The sequence below is a fragment of the Gilliamella sp. M0364 genome, assembly GCF_016100565.1.
GTDB lineage: Bacteria > Pseudomonadota > Gammaproteobacteria > Enterobacterales > Orbaceae > Gilliamella > Gilliamella apis.
Genome location: NZ_JACFSF010000001.1, coordinates 781,119 through 795,670 on the forward strand (window position 1 = coordinate 781,119; position 14,552 = coordinate 795,670).

Here is a 14,552-nt window from a genome sequence, read left to right on the forward strand (position 1 = left end):
TAATATTGAGACTAATTACATTACCCAATTTATTTTCAAATATAGGTTGGTTAGCTAAAGTTGTAACGTGCTTTGGGTTGTTATTAGCATTAATTAGTTGGATATTTAACGAATTTCAATTCTTACTTTATTACCCTGTAACAACTAACCTACTATTCTTAATCTTTTTTGGCTACTCATTATATCAACCACAAAATATTATTGAAAAATTTGCCAGATTAAAAGAAGGTAATTTAACACCGAGTACAATTAAATATACAAGAAAAGTAACTATTTGTTGGTGTTTACTTTTTATATTAAATGGTTCAATTGCACTAATTACATGTTTCATTAATGATATGTATTGGTGGACAATATATAACGGATTAATAAGTTATATCTTTACTGGACTATTAATGGGGGGAGAATGGATTGTTCGTCAAAAACTAAAACATTAGTTTTATTATCGGAGCAATTATTACGCCCTGATTATGAAATAATAGCATACAGAAAACACCAACCACTAACAGTTGGTGATTTAAAAAAACTAACCAATACTATTATCAGCAAAATCAGAAAACATCCAGAAAAAAACTGGGTTTTATTCATGGATGACAGTTTTAATTTTGTTGCAGGACTTTTCGCTCTCCTATATTCAGGAAAACATCCACTGCTACTAAATCCTAACTATATTGAGTTACAACACTATTATCAGGCAATATTAACTGATATCGATATCGCAAATATTAATTTACCAACTACGCTACAAATCATTGATATCAATCAGCCTCAACTAGATGAGAAAATTAGTACAATCAATCTAAACTTTAAACAAACATCATTGACATTATTTACCTCAGGTTCAACTGGATTACCCAAACCAATTGAGAAATCAATTTCTCAACTTGAAAATGAAATTGCGATATTAATAAATAATTTAGGCGGACCAACCAATGATCTATTTGTTGCTTCTGTGTCACATGAACATATGTATGGGTTAACTTTTAAAATAATGTTATCGTTAAGTTGTAAAATACCTTTTGTATGCGAAACAATACTCTATCAAGAACAATTAGCAACTTACCAATCAAAAAAAATAACTTACATTACAACGCCATCAATTGTTAAAAATTTAGATAATAAATTACCGATTATTAAGTGTGAAAATGTGTTTTCTTCTGGCGGAAAACTGAGTTTCGACAATGCTCAATTTTGCTTACAAAATTTCAACGTATTACCTTGTGAAATTTATGGTTCAAGTGAAACAGGAATTATAGCAAAAAGAAAGCAAAAATCGTTAAATACGCCTTGGGAACTTTTTTATCCAATTCAAATAAAATACACCCCAGATCATCAACCACTATTGATATCACCATTACTGCAGCAAGCTGAATTACTAAGCGATAAATTACAAAAGATAGATGATACGAAATTCTATTTAAAAGGTCGCATAGATAAAATAGTCAAGATTGCCGAACAGCGCCTATCCCTTACATTTATAGAAAAGCAAATAAATAAACTAGCAGTAGTTGAAGAAGTAATTGTTATTCCATTAGAACAAAATAATCGAACTATTTTAGGCGCCATTATCAAAATAGACTCAACCAACAGTAAAGAGATAGATAACTTTAACCACTTTAAACTTACACAATATTTTCGACATTTAATAAAAGATACATTATCATTAGTTGAAACGCCAAAAAAATGGCGTTTTATTGAAAATTTTCCGAAAAATTCACAGGGTAAATGCACTTATACTGACTTAAAAGCATTATTTGATGCAACAGATAAGATATGAAAAAAGAGTTAGCCACAGAAATAAACATTATAAAAACTGAAACAGAAGCTAATATTGAAATGACCATACCATCAGATCTTTTTTGGTTTCAAGGGCATTTCCCTACACAACCAGTATTGCCTGGGGTGACACAGCTTAATTGGGTTATTAGTTATGCCCAAAAGCTATTCAATTCTAATTTATCAATATCATCTATTGAAGTAGTAAAATTTCAATCACCGATATTACCCAATGATCATCTAAAATTAACCTTAATTTGGGATAAAGATACCCAAAAACTAAAATTTACTTATAGTTTTATTACCAAGTACAATAACAATAAGATAGCAAGCACAGGAAAGCTTACCCTATGTCAGTAGCAGCACCGCACTTGTCTGATAGTTATTGTTTTATTATCCCTTGTTATAATCATAGTGATGCATTAGCCAATGTACTCAAAAATATTGAGCAATACCAGATTCCTTGCTTTTTAATTGATGATGGTAGTGCATATGAACAAGCACAAAAACTAATTGAAATCAGTAATCAGTACCCATGGGTAAATCTAGTTCGATTATCTTCAAATAAAGGTAAAGGTGCGGCTGTGATGTGTGGATTTAACCATGCATTTAATCAAAATTTTGATTATGCCATACAGATTGATGCAGATGGTCAACATGATAGTAAAATTGTAAGGCAACTTATCGAACAATCTAAATTAAACCCGAATGCATTGATATCTGGTTGTCCTGTCTATGATGATTCAGTGCCAAAACATCGCCTCATTGCGAGGTATATAACCCATTTTTGGGTATGGATAGAAACCTTATCTTTTAATATAAAAGACAGTATGTGCGGATTTCGTATTTATCCTTTAAAACCAACATGTAAACTGATAAAACAATACCAAATTGGTAAAAAAATGGACTTTGATACCGACATCATGGTTCGATTATATTGGCAAGGCATCGATTCAGTTTTTGTACCAACTCATGTGACTTATCCCATTGATGGAGTTTCTCACTTTAAAGCCTGCAAAGATAACCTATTAATTAGTTGGATGCATACACGACTTTTTTTTAGCATGTTGCCACGAATACCAAAATTAATAAAACATAACCGATTGAAGAAAAATAAAAGTACGCACTGGTCACAAACTGAAGAACGCAAAGGTCTATTTGGTATTAAATTAATTTTAATGTTATATCGCCTATTAGGTCGTCGAGCGGCTCAAATAATCATGTTCCCGGTAATTAGTTATTTCTGGTTAACTGGAAAAAAACAACGGCAAGCATCCAAAATATATTTAGAAAAAATTCTTAAACAATATCAAAATGTTCCTTTAATAGAGAAGAAAAAATTAACTTCTTTCCAACATTTTCAACATTTTGGTGAATCACTCTTAGACAAACTTGCCAGCTGGCAAGGTGATATAAAACTTGATGACATTTATGCACCGAATAAAAACGAATTTTTAAAGTTAGTTTCGGAACAAAAAGGCATTATATTAATTTGTTCCCATCTAGGTGATATTGAAATGTGTCGAGCACTAGCTGAAATATCACATAATGTGAAAATTAATGCCCTAGTTCATAAACGTAATGCAGTACGATTTAATCAAGTATTAAAACAAGTTAATGAAGCTTCGATTATTAATTTAATTGAAGTCGCAACTTTAGGTGCAGATACAGCCATATTACTTCAGCAAAAACTAGAAGCTGGTGAATGGGTCGCTATCATTGCAGATAGGACTTCGGTTAATCCATATCAGAGAGTACCCGAAAACTCAATTATTTGGGCAAACTTTCTTGGTAAACCTGCTCCCTTTCCTAAAGGACCGTTTGTATTATCTTCTGCATTAAAATTTCCTGTTTACTTTTGCTGGGGATTAAAACCAAACGGGCGATTCCAAATATACCTTGAACACTTTACTGATGAGTTAAAACTATCAAGAAAAAACAGACAAGAAGAACTTGAACAAACCGTACAGTTTTACGCTAATAGGCTAGAATATTATTGTCTACAATCACCACTTGATTGGTTCAATTTTTTCGATTTTTGGCAATTTAATCCACCTGAAACACTTAGAAATAAAGATGAATAATTTTAACAACTGCTATATCACAATCGACTATACCCCATCTTTTCATGATACTGATGCTATGGGTGTTGTTTGGCATGGTAATTATCTTAAATTTTTCGAAAAAGCTCGCGAAGCCTTATTTAGAAAATTTAACTATGGTTATAAAGAAATGATCGATTCGGGGTATCTATGGCCGATTGTGGATGCAAAAATCAAATATACAGCACCAGCGCTAGCTGAACAAACTTTAGAAATTTTTGCCAAACTTGAAGAATATGAACATAGAATAAAAATAAGTTACCTGATAAAAGATAAAAAAACAGGTAAAAAAACAACCTCAGGCTATACAACTCAAGTTGCTGTATCGGCTACCAATCAAGAAATGACCTTTGTCACACCTGACATATTTTTGCAATGTTTTGGATTAATCAAATGAAAAAATACCTTACTATTTTATTCTCGGCACTACTATTAACCTTTTCAACTATATCCAGTGCAATAACGTTAACTGATTTACAACAGTTATTTAGTAAAAACCAAGTTGTTCGTGCTGATTTTGTTCAAGATCGCTATATTAATGGTTTAACTGCACCCATTCATTCAACAGGAAAAATGATCATATCCAAAGAATTAGGATTATGGTGGCAACAAAAGACACCTTTTGCGATGACATTAAAAATGAATCAACAACGGATGGAACAACGAATAGAAGGCCAAGATCCAGAAATTATAACTGCTGAAAAACAGCCACAACTTTTTCAATTTAACCATCTCTTAACAGCAATTTTCACTGCCGATAAAGATATGCTTGAAAGTAATTTTGATATAACGCTAACCGAACAAAATAAATATTGGACCGTAACACTACAACCAAAATTAGCTCCTTTAAACAAAATTTTCAAACAGATAATTCTCAATGGTAAATCTTATTTGGAAAAAGTTACCATTAATGATATGCAAAATGATAAAACAGAGCTGACATTCGCAAATCATAAAACAATGAAATTAAGTCAAAATGAACAATTGTTATTCCGATAATCGATTAATATTAACAAGAAGAGCAATTCTATGGTTAATAATAGTGATCTGTCTGATTTTTACTGCATATAATCTTTTAGTTAGCAGTAAAATCAATAGTAGTGTTTTATCTTTATTGCCAAAAGAACAAACCAACAATGTTCCAACTGAACTCATTGACGGCTTCCAAAATCGATTGGACAAACAGTTAGTCTGGTTAATTAAGCCGGAAAATAATGAATTAGAACCTGTAAATTGGTGGTATCAAACTTTAAAAAAGCAATCTTTTATCGGTGAAGTAAATGGTTATTTCGACGAACAATTTCAAACAAAGTGGGGAGAGTTTGCATTCAAATATCGCTACCAATTGCTCGATACGAAAACCCAAGAAAGATTAAAAAATCATACGCAACTAAATTGGATTCAAAGCCAATTATATTCTCCTTTTAGCGGGATAAGTGCGACTGAATTAGAAAATGATCCGCTTTTACTAACACGCTCATCACAATTGAATCAACTAGCAAACTCAGGTGGATTAACTATCCAAAATAATTGGTTGTCTGGACAAGACAACCTAGGCAATCAATGGTATATGATTTACGCTGAGTTAAATGATTCATCATTTAATATGAGTCAATCACATCAGATCACCTCTCAGTTAAATGATCTTACCAAACAATTACATGAACAATGGCCAAGTGTTGAAATTTTAAAAAGAGGTGTGCTGTTCTATAGCGATTATGCCAGTAGTGAAGCTAAAGATGATATCACCACAATTGGTAGTCTATCTATTATCGGTATTGTAATATTAATTATTAGCATATTTCGATCCATAAGGCCGATAATTCTATCTTTACTGTCAATTTTTATTGGTTTAATTTGTGGTTTAATTGCGGTTTTAACTCTATTTGGTGAAATTCATATTATGACACTAGTTATGAGCACTAGTGTCATAGGTATAACCGTTGATTATTCACTTCACTACTTAACAGAACGACTGTTACATGGGAATCAAGAATCACCTTATGCCAGTTTAAAAAAACTAATATCAACGCTAACTTTAGCATTATGTACAAGTTTTATTGCTTATATTATTTTACTAATTGCACCTTTTCCTGGTTTAAAACAGCTATCCATATTTGCAGTATTTGGCTTGATAGGTGCTTTTTTAACCGTTATATGCTGGTATCCATTACTAGTTAACAAATTGCCTGTCCGTGAACATGTTGGTTATAAATTATTAAATCGCTGGTTAAATTTATGGCAATATAAACAGATGCAATGGTTAATGGTATCGATTGCAGTATTATTTATTGGTTATGGCTTAATTAATTTAAAGGTCGATGACGATATTGGAAAACTACAAGCATTACCAGTACAATTACAACAACAAGAACAAAAAATTATCAGCATCACCCATCAGACAACTGATCAAAAATGGTTTATCGTGTTTGGTGATACAGCTGAACAAACCTTGCAACGACTAGAACAATTTTCACTCAAACTTGAACAAGCCAAATTAGCAGGTTATTTTGAACAATATCAAAGTATAAATTTACCTTCGATACAAAAACAGCAACAAAATATTGAATTAGTAAAACAATACAGTCCAGAAATTTTATCCTCATTAACGCAAATGGGAATTAAAACTAAGTTACCTGACCTTAATAAGAAACAAGCGATTATTACACCAGAGCAATGGCAACAAAGTGAACTTAGTCAGGGGAGAAAATTACTTTGGTTAACCTTACAAACAGGACAAAGTGCTACTTTAATTCCAATTAGCGGTATTAAAAATATCAGTGAAATTAAAAAATTATCTGAAATTGATAAAGGTATTTATTGGCTTGATCGTCGAGATGAATTTAACACTATGTTTACCTTTTATAGAATACACTTATCCCAACTTATTGCTGGAGCAGTAACTATTATTTGCCTATGTTTTATATTCTATCATCGTAAATATGGTTTAAAAGCAGCATTAAAAAGCACATTGCCAACCTTATTATCGATTGGTATCGCATTAGCTATGCATGGCATAACTAACCAAACACTTAATTTATTTTCAATGTTAGCACTAATTCTTGTTATTGGTATTGGTATCGACTATAGTTTATTTCTTAGTAATGATAAAAGCCAAACCCAAAGTGCGTTATTAGCCGTCACAATGGCAGCACTAACCACAATATTATCTTTTGGCTTACTAATAATAAGCCATACTGTCGCAATCAAAGGTTTTGGATTGGTATTAACCAGTGGTATTTTTACTGCTTTTTTATTTGCGCCATTAGTTATCAATAATAAATAAAACGAATAATGAAATATTAGGTACAAAAGGATGAAGAAATATTTAAATTTAACTTTGCTATTATTAAGTCTATTGATTTCAGCTTGCTCATCTCAACCTAAATCAGAAGCTTGGTTGACCAAAGGAACTAAAGTTAACTTGCCAAAATTAGATCTCAACCAAGATTATCACGATCAACAATTGTTAACTTTTAAATACAATAATCAAGAAAACTCAATTATCACAATCGTTGACATCAAAAACAACCATTTAACTGTAATGGGACTTTCTACTATCGGTATTCGTCTATTTGAAATCCAATATAACGGCAGTGAAGTCAAAGCGAAACAACATTTATTTATCCAACAACTACCTCCACCAGAACAAGTATTATCGGACATCATGTTAAGCATTTTGCCAACAGTTGCATGGCAAAAAGTATTACCTAGCAATTGGCAGCTCATTGATAAAGATTTATCTAGAACACTTATTAATGACCTACACGAAACCATTATTAATATCACCTATAATAAACAGTCCTCAACTGTTATACGCAAACCAATTAAAATTGAACATGCTGTATTTGGTTATCAAATTGCAATTCAGAGTATGGAACAATAATAGATGATTTATATTGCAGCGCTTGGCGCAATAAACACTTTAGGAAACAACAAACAACAAATAGCCAATAATTTATCAGAGAATTATTGTGCGAAACATTTCTTAACGAAACAAGACGGTTGGTTACTAAATGGCCATAATACCTGGTTAGGTAAAGTTACCGATGATTTGCCCTCAATTCCAGAACATCTGGTGCAATATTCAACAAGAAATAATCAATTACTCTATGCTGCATATTTGCAAATCAAACAACCAATACAACAAGCTATCGAAAAATATGGTACCAAACGAATAGCCGTCATAATGGGTACAAGTACTTCGGGAATACATGAAGGTGACAACAATATTAAATATTACCTAAAAACACACCATTGTCAGCCAAATTTTCATTACCATCAACAAGAACTGGGTGATCCGTCTAGATTTTTAACAGAATTACTCAACTTAAAAGGTCCTAGTTACAGCATTTCAACTGCTTGTACTTCTAGTGCAAAAGCAGTAATGAGTGGACAACGATTGATTGAATTAGGTCTAGTTGATGCTGCGATTGTTGGTGGTGCTGATAGCTTAAGCAGAATGCCAATCAATGGCTTTAATGCACTCGAGGCTCTATCAGATAGCCCTTGCATGCCATTTGCTAAAGATCGTAACGGCATAAACATTGGTGAAGCTAGTGGCATAATCTTATTAACCAAAGAAGAATCAAGTGAAATTGTTCTATTAGGCTCCGGGGAATCTTCAGATGCTTATCATATTTCATCCCCTCATCCAGAAGGAATTGGTGCGCAAGCTGCAATGGAAATGGCATTAAATGATGCTAACTTAACACCTAATGAAATTGGCTATCTTAACTTACATGGCACAGCAACAATTCTTAATGACCAAGCTGAAAGTAAGGCGGTTTATCGTTTATTTAATCAAAACTTGCCTTATTGCAGTTCAACTAAACATCTAACTGGGCATACATTGGGTAGTGCAGCAATTACTGAATTGGCCATAGGTTATTTGTTACTTAACCAAAATATTTATTTACCGCAGCAAGATTTTTCGATATCACCCTATGACATGAATCTAGATAAAATCAATATAGTTACAGAAAAAATGATGCTACAAACACCAATTATAATGTCAAATTCTTTCGCTTTTGGTGGCAATAATGCATCACTTATTATTGGAAAAGTATAATGCAATATCAATCAGTAAATTCCTATTTACCACACAAGACACCAATGATCATGATCGATAAAGTTCATTTAGTTAACAATAAACAAAGCATTTGCAGTGTTAAAGTTACTAAAGATGGCATACTCTCTCCATTTTTAAATAGAGATAATCAACTACCCAATTTTTTTGCTATCGAATTGATGGCTCAAACCATTGGCGTTTGGAATGGATATCATGATGCAAAAAAAAATCATTCACCACAATTGGGTATGTTACTAGGCGGTCGAGCAATAAAAAATACATTACCAGCATTTCCTCTTAATAGTGAATTACTAATAACCGCTAATTTAGTACTTTTTGATACAAAATTGGCTAATTTTGATTGCCAAATTACCATCAATCAACAATGTGTTTCATCAGGCAAACTAAATGTTTATGAACCCGATCACAATGAATTAGATCAACTTTTTGGTTCCCAGCGACTAGGAGGATTATGATAATGAATCGAACAATACTTGTCACTGGAGCAAGTAAAGGAATTGGTAAAGCAATTGCTTGCAAATTATCGTTAGATGGTTTTGATATTGTTATACACTACCATCGTGATGAACAAGGTGCGCTTGAAACGCAAAAATTCATCGAACAAACAGGTCAAAAAAGCAGACTCATACAATTTGATATCAGCAATACGGAACAATGCCAACAAGTAATTGAAGCCGATATTGAACAACATGGTGCTTATTACGGAGTGGTGAATAATGCAGGTATTATACGTGATGGGGCTTTTCCTGCTTTAACCCAAGATGATTGGAAAGCTGTGATTCATACCGATCTTGATAGTTTTTACAATGTATTACACCCTTGTCTCATGCCGATGATTGGATTACGTAATGGAGGAAGAATTGTTGTTATATCATCAGTTTCAGGCATCGTTGGGAATCGTGGCCAAGTTAATTACAGTGCAGCTAAAGCCGGTGTAATTGGCGCAACCAAAGCGTTAGCCCTTGAACTAGCTAAACGTAAAATTACCGTTAACTGCATTGCACCAGGCCTAATCGATACAGGGATATTGGATATGGAACCAATAGCTTTAAAAGAAGCAATGAACATGATTCCATTAAAAAGAATGGGACACGTTGATGAAGTCGCAGGACTTGCAAGTTATTTAATGTCAGACAACGCTGGATATATAACACGGCAAGTCATTTCAATAAATGGAGGAATGGTATGACAAAACGAGTAGTCATAACAGGGATTGGTGGTGTTACTGCATTTGGTAACGAATGGGCTGAAATTGAACACAAATTAAAACAATTAGACAATGCAGTTCGATACATGCCGGAATGGGAAATCTATGACGGTTTACATACCAAACTTGGTGCTCCTATTGATAATTTTGTATTACCTGATCACTATACAAGAAAAAAAACCCGTTCAATGGGCAGAGTATCCCTACTATCAACCAAGGCAACTGAAATTGCTTTGGAAAAGGCTGGATTGTTAGATGCCCCCGAGCTCACTAATGGTAATACTGGCATCGCATTTGGATCATCAACGGGTAGTACTCAACCAGTTGCATCATTTGCGACTATGTTAAATGAAAAGCATACTAATAACATCACAGCAACAACCTATATTCAAATGATGCCGCATACTACCGCTGTTAATACTGGCCTATTTTTTGGTTTGAAAGGTAGATTGATCACCACATCAAGTGCTTGTACATCTGGTAGCCAGGCGATTGGCTATGCTTACGAAGCAATAAAATACGGTATGCAAAAAATCATGGTAGCTGGTGGTGCTGAAGAGTTATGTCCTTCAGAAGCAGCAGTCTTTGATACTCTATTTGCTACTAGTCAACTTAACGACACACCAAAACTATCACCAAGGCCGTATGATCGCGATCGCGATGGTTTAGTTATTGGTGAAGGTGCAGGAGCATTAATTTTGGAAGAATATGAGCATGCTAAAGCTCGTGGAGCGAAAATTTATGGTGAAATTATTGGCTTTAAAACCAACTGTGACGCCAGTCATATTACTCAGCCAAGACAAGAAACAATCCAGTATTGTATCGAACAATCATTAAAAGATGCAGGATTAGATGCCAACCAAATTGGTTACATTAGTGCACACGGCACCGCTACCGCACGAGGAGATGTAGCTGAAAGTAACGCAGTTGCAAATATTTATGGTAATAAAACACCAATATCATCATTAAAAAGTTATTTTGGTCATACCCTTGGTGCTTGTGGTGCAATAGAAGCATGGTTAACATTAGAAATGATGCATTCAGGTTGGTTTAACCCAACTATCAACTTAAATCATGTGGATCCGCAATGCGGAGATCTTGATTATATTGTCGGGGCTGGGCGAAATTTAGATATCGAATACTTTCAAACTAATAATTTTGCTTTTGGTGGTATTAATACCTCAATTGTTATCAAAAGAATATAGTTTATTTATACATTCACTCACAATATCCCCAAAATATTTTTTAGGAAAAGTTTTTGGGGCTCTATCAGTGCCATGAAGAAACTATACTTAACTTTTTGGGTTAAAAACCCCTCTCCTCAACTTTTTTAACTTCTTATTAACAGATAAAAAATAGCGCTATACAGCGCTATTTTATTCATTAGTCTTCTAACTATTTTTTTCTCTTTCAATAGCTCGGTAACCAATATCATGACGATAGTAACAACCATGCCAATAGATATTTTTAAGTTGTTCATAAGCATTTTTTTGAGCATCTGATACCGAGTTACCTAATGCAGTGACACAAAGAACTCGCCCACCATTAGTATATACTTGTCCATTTTCTAAACTGGTTCCAGCATGGAAAATTTTGCAATCTTTATCTGTTTCAGCAGTTAAACCTAAAATAACATCTTTAGTATTGTAATCGCCAGGATATCCACCTGCAGCAAGAACTACCCCTAAAGCAGGTCTTGGATCCCATTGTGATTTAACTGTGTTTAATTTACCCTCTACGGCAGCTAAACAGAGTTCAACCAGATCAGATTGCATTCGCATCATGATTGGTTGGGTTTCAGGATCACCAAATCGACAGTTAAATTCAATAACTTTTGGATTACCTTGTTTATCTATCATTAAACCAGCATAAAGAAAGCCGACATACACATTACCTTCTTGCGCCATGCCATTAACTGTTGGATAGATGACTTGTTCCATCACTTTAGTAAATACATCATCAGTTACCACTGGTGCGGGTGAATAAGCCCCCATTCCACCGGTATTAAGACCTGTATCCCCATCGCCCACTCGTTTATGGTCTTGGCTAGTTGCCATTGGTTCAACATGTTTACCGTCGACCATAACAATAAAACTGGCTTCCTCACCATCAAGAAACTCTTCAATGACAACTCGATGACCTGCATCACCAAAGGCATTACCAGCCAACATATCATGTACAGCATCTTCAGCCTCTTTTAGCGTCATAGCGACAATCACACCTTTACCAGCAGCTAACCCATCGGCTTTTATCACTATTGGCGCACCTTTTTGGCGAATATATGCAATAGCAGGCTCAATTTCGGTGAAATTTTGGTATTCAGCCGTTGGGATATTGTGACGAGCTAAGAAGTCTTTAGTAAAAGCTTTTGATCCCTCTAACTGTGCAGCAGCTTTAGATGGGCCAAAAATTTTCAATCCAGCTTTTTGAAAACTGTCAACAATACCGATTACTAATGGCGCTTCTGGTCCGACTATGGTTAAGTCTATTTGTTGCTCCTGTGCAAAATTTAATAGTCCGGCAATGTCGGTTGCTTTTATATTGATGTTTTCTAAATCTGCTTCAAGTGCGGTACCTGCATTACCCGGCGCAACAAATACTTTGGTCACTAATGGTGATTGTGCTGCTTTCCATGCTAAGGCATGTTCACGCCCACCATTACCAATAACTAAAACTTTCATACAAGGTCCTTTCAATACTTTTAAAGATTAATGCCTAAAATGACGCATATTGGTAAAAAACATCGCAATATTATGCTCGTTTGCGGCTTGAATCACTTCATCATCACGAATCGATCCACCCGGTTGAATAACGCAAGTAACGCCCACCGCAGCGGCTGCATCTACGCCATCTCTAAATGGAAAGAATGCATCAGAAGCAACTACTGAACCAGCAACTTCTAGGTTCTCATCTTTTGCTTTAATACCGGCAATTTTCGCTGAATAAACACGGCTCATTTGCCCTGCACCAATACCAATTGTCATATTATCTTTGGCATAAACAATGGCGTTAGATTTAACAAATTTTGCTACCTTCCAGCAAAATAGTGCATCGGATAGTTCTTTTTCAGTTGGTTGACGTTTGGTAACAACTTTTAACTGATCTTTAGTAACCATACCTAAATCTCTTTCTTGTACAAGAACCCCACCATTAACACGTTTAAAATCTAAACTAGTTGTAGAATTATTTGACCAACTACCACATTCAAGTACACGAACATTCTTTTTAGTTTGTGTGATAGCTAAAGCATCTTGGTCAATTGAAGGTGCAATAATCACTTCAACAAATTGTTTATCGACAATAGTTTGAGCGGTCTTAGCATCTAAAGGTCGATTAAAAGCAATAATGCCACCAAATGCAGAGGTTGGGTCAGTTTTAAAAGCATTTAAATATGCAGTTAAAATATTATCACTCACTGCAACACCACATGGATTGGCGTGTTTAACAATTACGCAAGCAGGTTCATCAAAGGATTTTACACATTCCAATGCGGCATCAGTATCGGCAATATTATTATAAGATAATTCCTTACCTTGTAACTGTTTAGCAGTTGCAATAGAGGCTTGCTCAAGCTGTTCTTCAACATAAAATGCAGCTTGTTGATGAGCATTTTCACCATATCGCATATCTTGTTTTTTAATAAACTGTAGATTTAAAGTTCGAGGAAACTCTCCAGCAGGCTTATCAGTGTCGCCATAATATGATGGGACAAGTTTACCAAAATAGTTAGCAATCATACCGTCATATTGAGCAGTATGTTCAAAAGCTTTTATTGCTAGACTAAAACGATATTTAAAAGAAAGGCAATTTTGTTGGTTATCCAACATATCAATGATTGTGTTATAGTCCTGACAATCAACCACAATCGCAACATCTTTATTATTTTTGGCGGCAGAACGTACCATAGTTGGCCCACCAATATCGATATTTTCTATCGCATCTTCTAAACTACAGTTTGGACCAGCAACAGTTTTTGCAAAAGGGTATAAGTTCACAACGACCATATCAATTGGGTCGATCTTATGTTGTTGCATAACGTCATCATCAACACCTCGACGGCCTAAAATACCACCATGTATTTTAGGATGTAAGGTTTTAACTCGACCATCCATCATTTCAGGAAAACCTGTATAATTAGATACTTCAGTAACAGGAATATGGTTGTCGATTAATAGTTTGGCGGTACCACCAGTGGAAAGGAGTTCTACATTACGATCTGATAAAGCTTTGGCAAATTCAATAATTCCTGTTTTATCAGAAACACTAAGTAGAGCACGACGGATAGGACGAAACTGCTGCATGAAAAAGCTCCGAAATTAAAATTCTAAATCCAAGTCAGTGAAAGGCTATTATATATAAAACCAGAGTAGATGTT

The 14,552-nt window shown here is 34.3% G+C and carries 14 protein-coding genes; 12 read left to right on the forward strand and 2 right to left on the reverse strand.

Annotation, left to right across the window (positions count from 1 at the left end; genetic code table 11):
• The first annotated feature begins 77 nt into the window (after positions 1 to 77).
• From H3U96_RS11200 to H3U96_RS03615, 12 genes are read left to right on the forward strand one after another with little or no spacing between them, the layout of a single operon-like run.
• Entirely contained in the window at positions 78 to 437 is a 360-nt protein-coding gene (locus tag H3U96_RS11200) for a hypothetical protein (RefSeq protein WP_232347713.1), read from the forward strand.
• A complete protein-coding gene (locus H3U96_RS03565; protein ID WP_198195613.1) occupies positions 407 to 1,777 on the forward strand; it encodes an AMP-binding protein in 1,371 nt (456 codons plus the stop codon). The genes H3U96_RS11200 and H3U96_RS03565 overlap by 31 nt, the downstream gene beginning before the upstream one ends.
• Entirely contained in the window at positions 1,774 to 2,136 is a 363-nt protein-coding gene (locus H3U96_RS03570; RefSeq protein WP_065651747.1) for a hypothetical protein, read from the forward strand. The genes H3U96_RS03565 and H3U96_RS03570 overlap by 4 nt, the downstream gene beginning before the upstream one ends.
• On the forward strand, positions 2,127 to 3,860 hold the full coding sequence (locus H3U96_RS03575; protein WP_198195615.1) for a glycosyltransferase: 1,734 nt from the start codon (positions 2,127 to 2,129) through the stop codon (positions 3,858 to 3,860). The genes H3U96_RS03570 and H3U96_RS03575 overlap by 10 nt, the downstream gene beginning before the upstream one ends.
• Positions 3,853 to 4,275: a thioesterase family protein gene (locus tag H3U96_RS03580; RefSeq protein WP_065578615.1), complete on the forward strand. Its 423-nt coding sequence runs from the start codon at positions 3,853 to 3,855 to the stop codon at positions 4,273 to 4,275. The genes H3U96_RS03575 and H3U96_RS03580 overlap by 8 nt, the downstream gene beginning before the upstream one ends.
• Entirely contained in the window at positions 4,272 to 4,877 is a 606-nt protein-coding gene (locus H3U96_RS03585) for an outer membrane lipoprotein carrier protein LolA (protein WP_165755097.1), read from the forward strand. The genes H3U96_RS03580 and H3U96_RS03585 overlap by 4 nt, the downstream gene beginning before the upstream one ends.
• Before the next feature lie 43 nt (positions 4,878 to 4,920).
• Complete coding sequence (locus tag H3U96_RS03590) at positions 4,921 to 7,164, forward strand: MMPL family transporter (protein WP_081298865.1); 2,244 nt, start codon at positions 4,921 to 4,923, stop codon at positions 7,162 to 7,164.
• Positions 7,165 to 7,194: 30 nt separating this feature from the next.
• Positions 7,195 to 7,764 (forward strand): DUF3261 domain-containing protein, encoded by a 570-nt coding sequence (locus tag H3U96_RS03595; RefSeq protein ID WP_065578612.1) that lies wholly within the window; start codon positions 7,195 to 7,197, stop codon positions 7,762 to 7,764.
• A 3-nt stretch (positions 7,765 to 7,767) separates the two neighbouring features.
• Entirely contained in the window at positions 7,768 to 8,949 is a 1,182-nt protein-coding gene (locus H3U96_RS03600) for a beta-ketoacyl-[acyl-carrier-protein] synthase family protein (protein WP_065578611.1), read from the forward strand.
• Positions 8,949 to 9,425 (forward strand): hypothetical protein, encoded by a 477-nt coding sequence (locus H3U96_RS03605; RefSeq protein ID WP_065578610.1) that lies wholly within the window; start codon positions 8,949 to 8,951, stop codon positions 9,423 to 9,425. The genes H3U96_RS03600 and H3U96_RS03605 overlap by 1 nt, the downstream gene beginning before the upstream one ends.
• Before the next feature lie 2 nt (positions 9,426 to 9,427).
• Positions 9,428 to 10,159 (forward strand): 3-ketoacyl-ACP reductase FabG2, encoded by a 732-nt coding sequence (locus H3U96_RS03610; RefSeq protein WP_065578609.1) that lies wholly within the window; start codon positions 9,428 to 9,430, stop codon positions 10,157 to 10,159.
• Complete coding sequence (locus H3U96_RS03615; protein ID WP_065578608.1) at positions 10,156 to 11,382, forward strand: beta-ketoacyl-ACP synthase; 1,227 nt, start codon at positions 10,156 to 10,158, stop codon at positions 11,380 to 11,382. Before H3U96_RS03610 ends, H3U96_RS03615 begins: the two co-directional genes overlap by 4 nt.
• 186 nt (positions 11,383 to 11,568) lie before the next feature.
• Here the strand turns inward: H3U96_RS03615 and purD are convergent, their stop codons facing one another.
• Positions 11,569 to 12,858 (reverse strand): phosphoribosylamine--glycine ligase, encoded by a 1,290-nt coding sequence (gene purD / locus H3U96_RS03620; RefSeq protein WP_086360901.1) that lies wholly within the window; start codon positions 12,856 to 12,858, stop codon positions 11,569 to 11,571.
• A gap of 27 nt (positions 12,859 to 12,885) precedes the next feature.
• The gene (purH, locus tag H3U96_RS03625) at positions 12,886 to 14,478 is read right to left on the reverse strand and encodes a bifunctional phosphoribosylaminoimidazolecarboxamide formyltransferase/IMP cyclohydrolase (protein WP_086360900.1); all 1,593 of its coding nucleotides are present in this window, start codon (positions 14,476 to 14,478) and stop codon (positions 12,886 to 12,888) included.
• Positions 14,479 to 14,552: the final 74 nt, after the last annotated feature.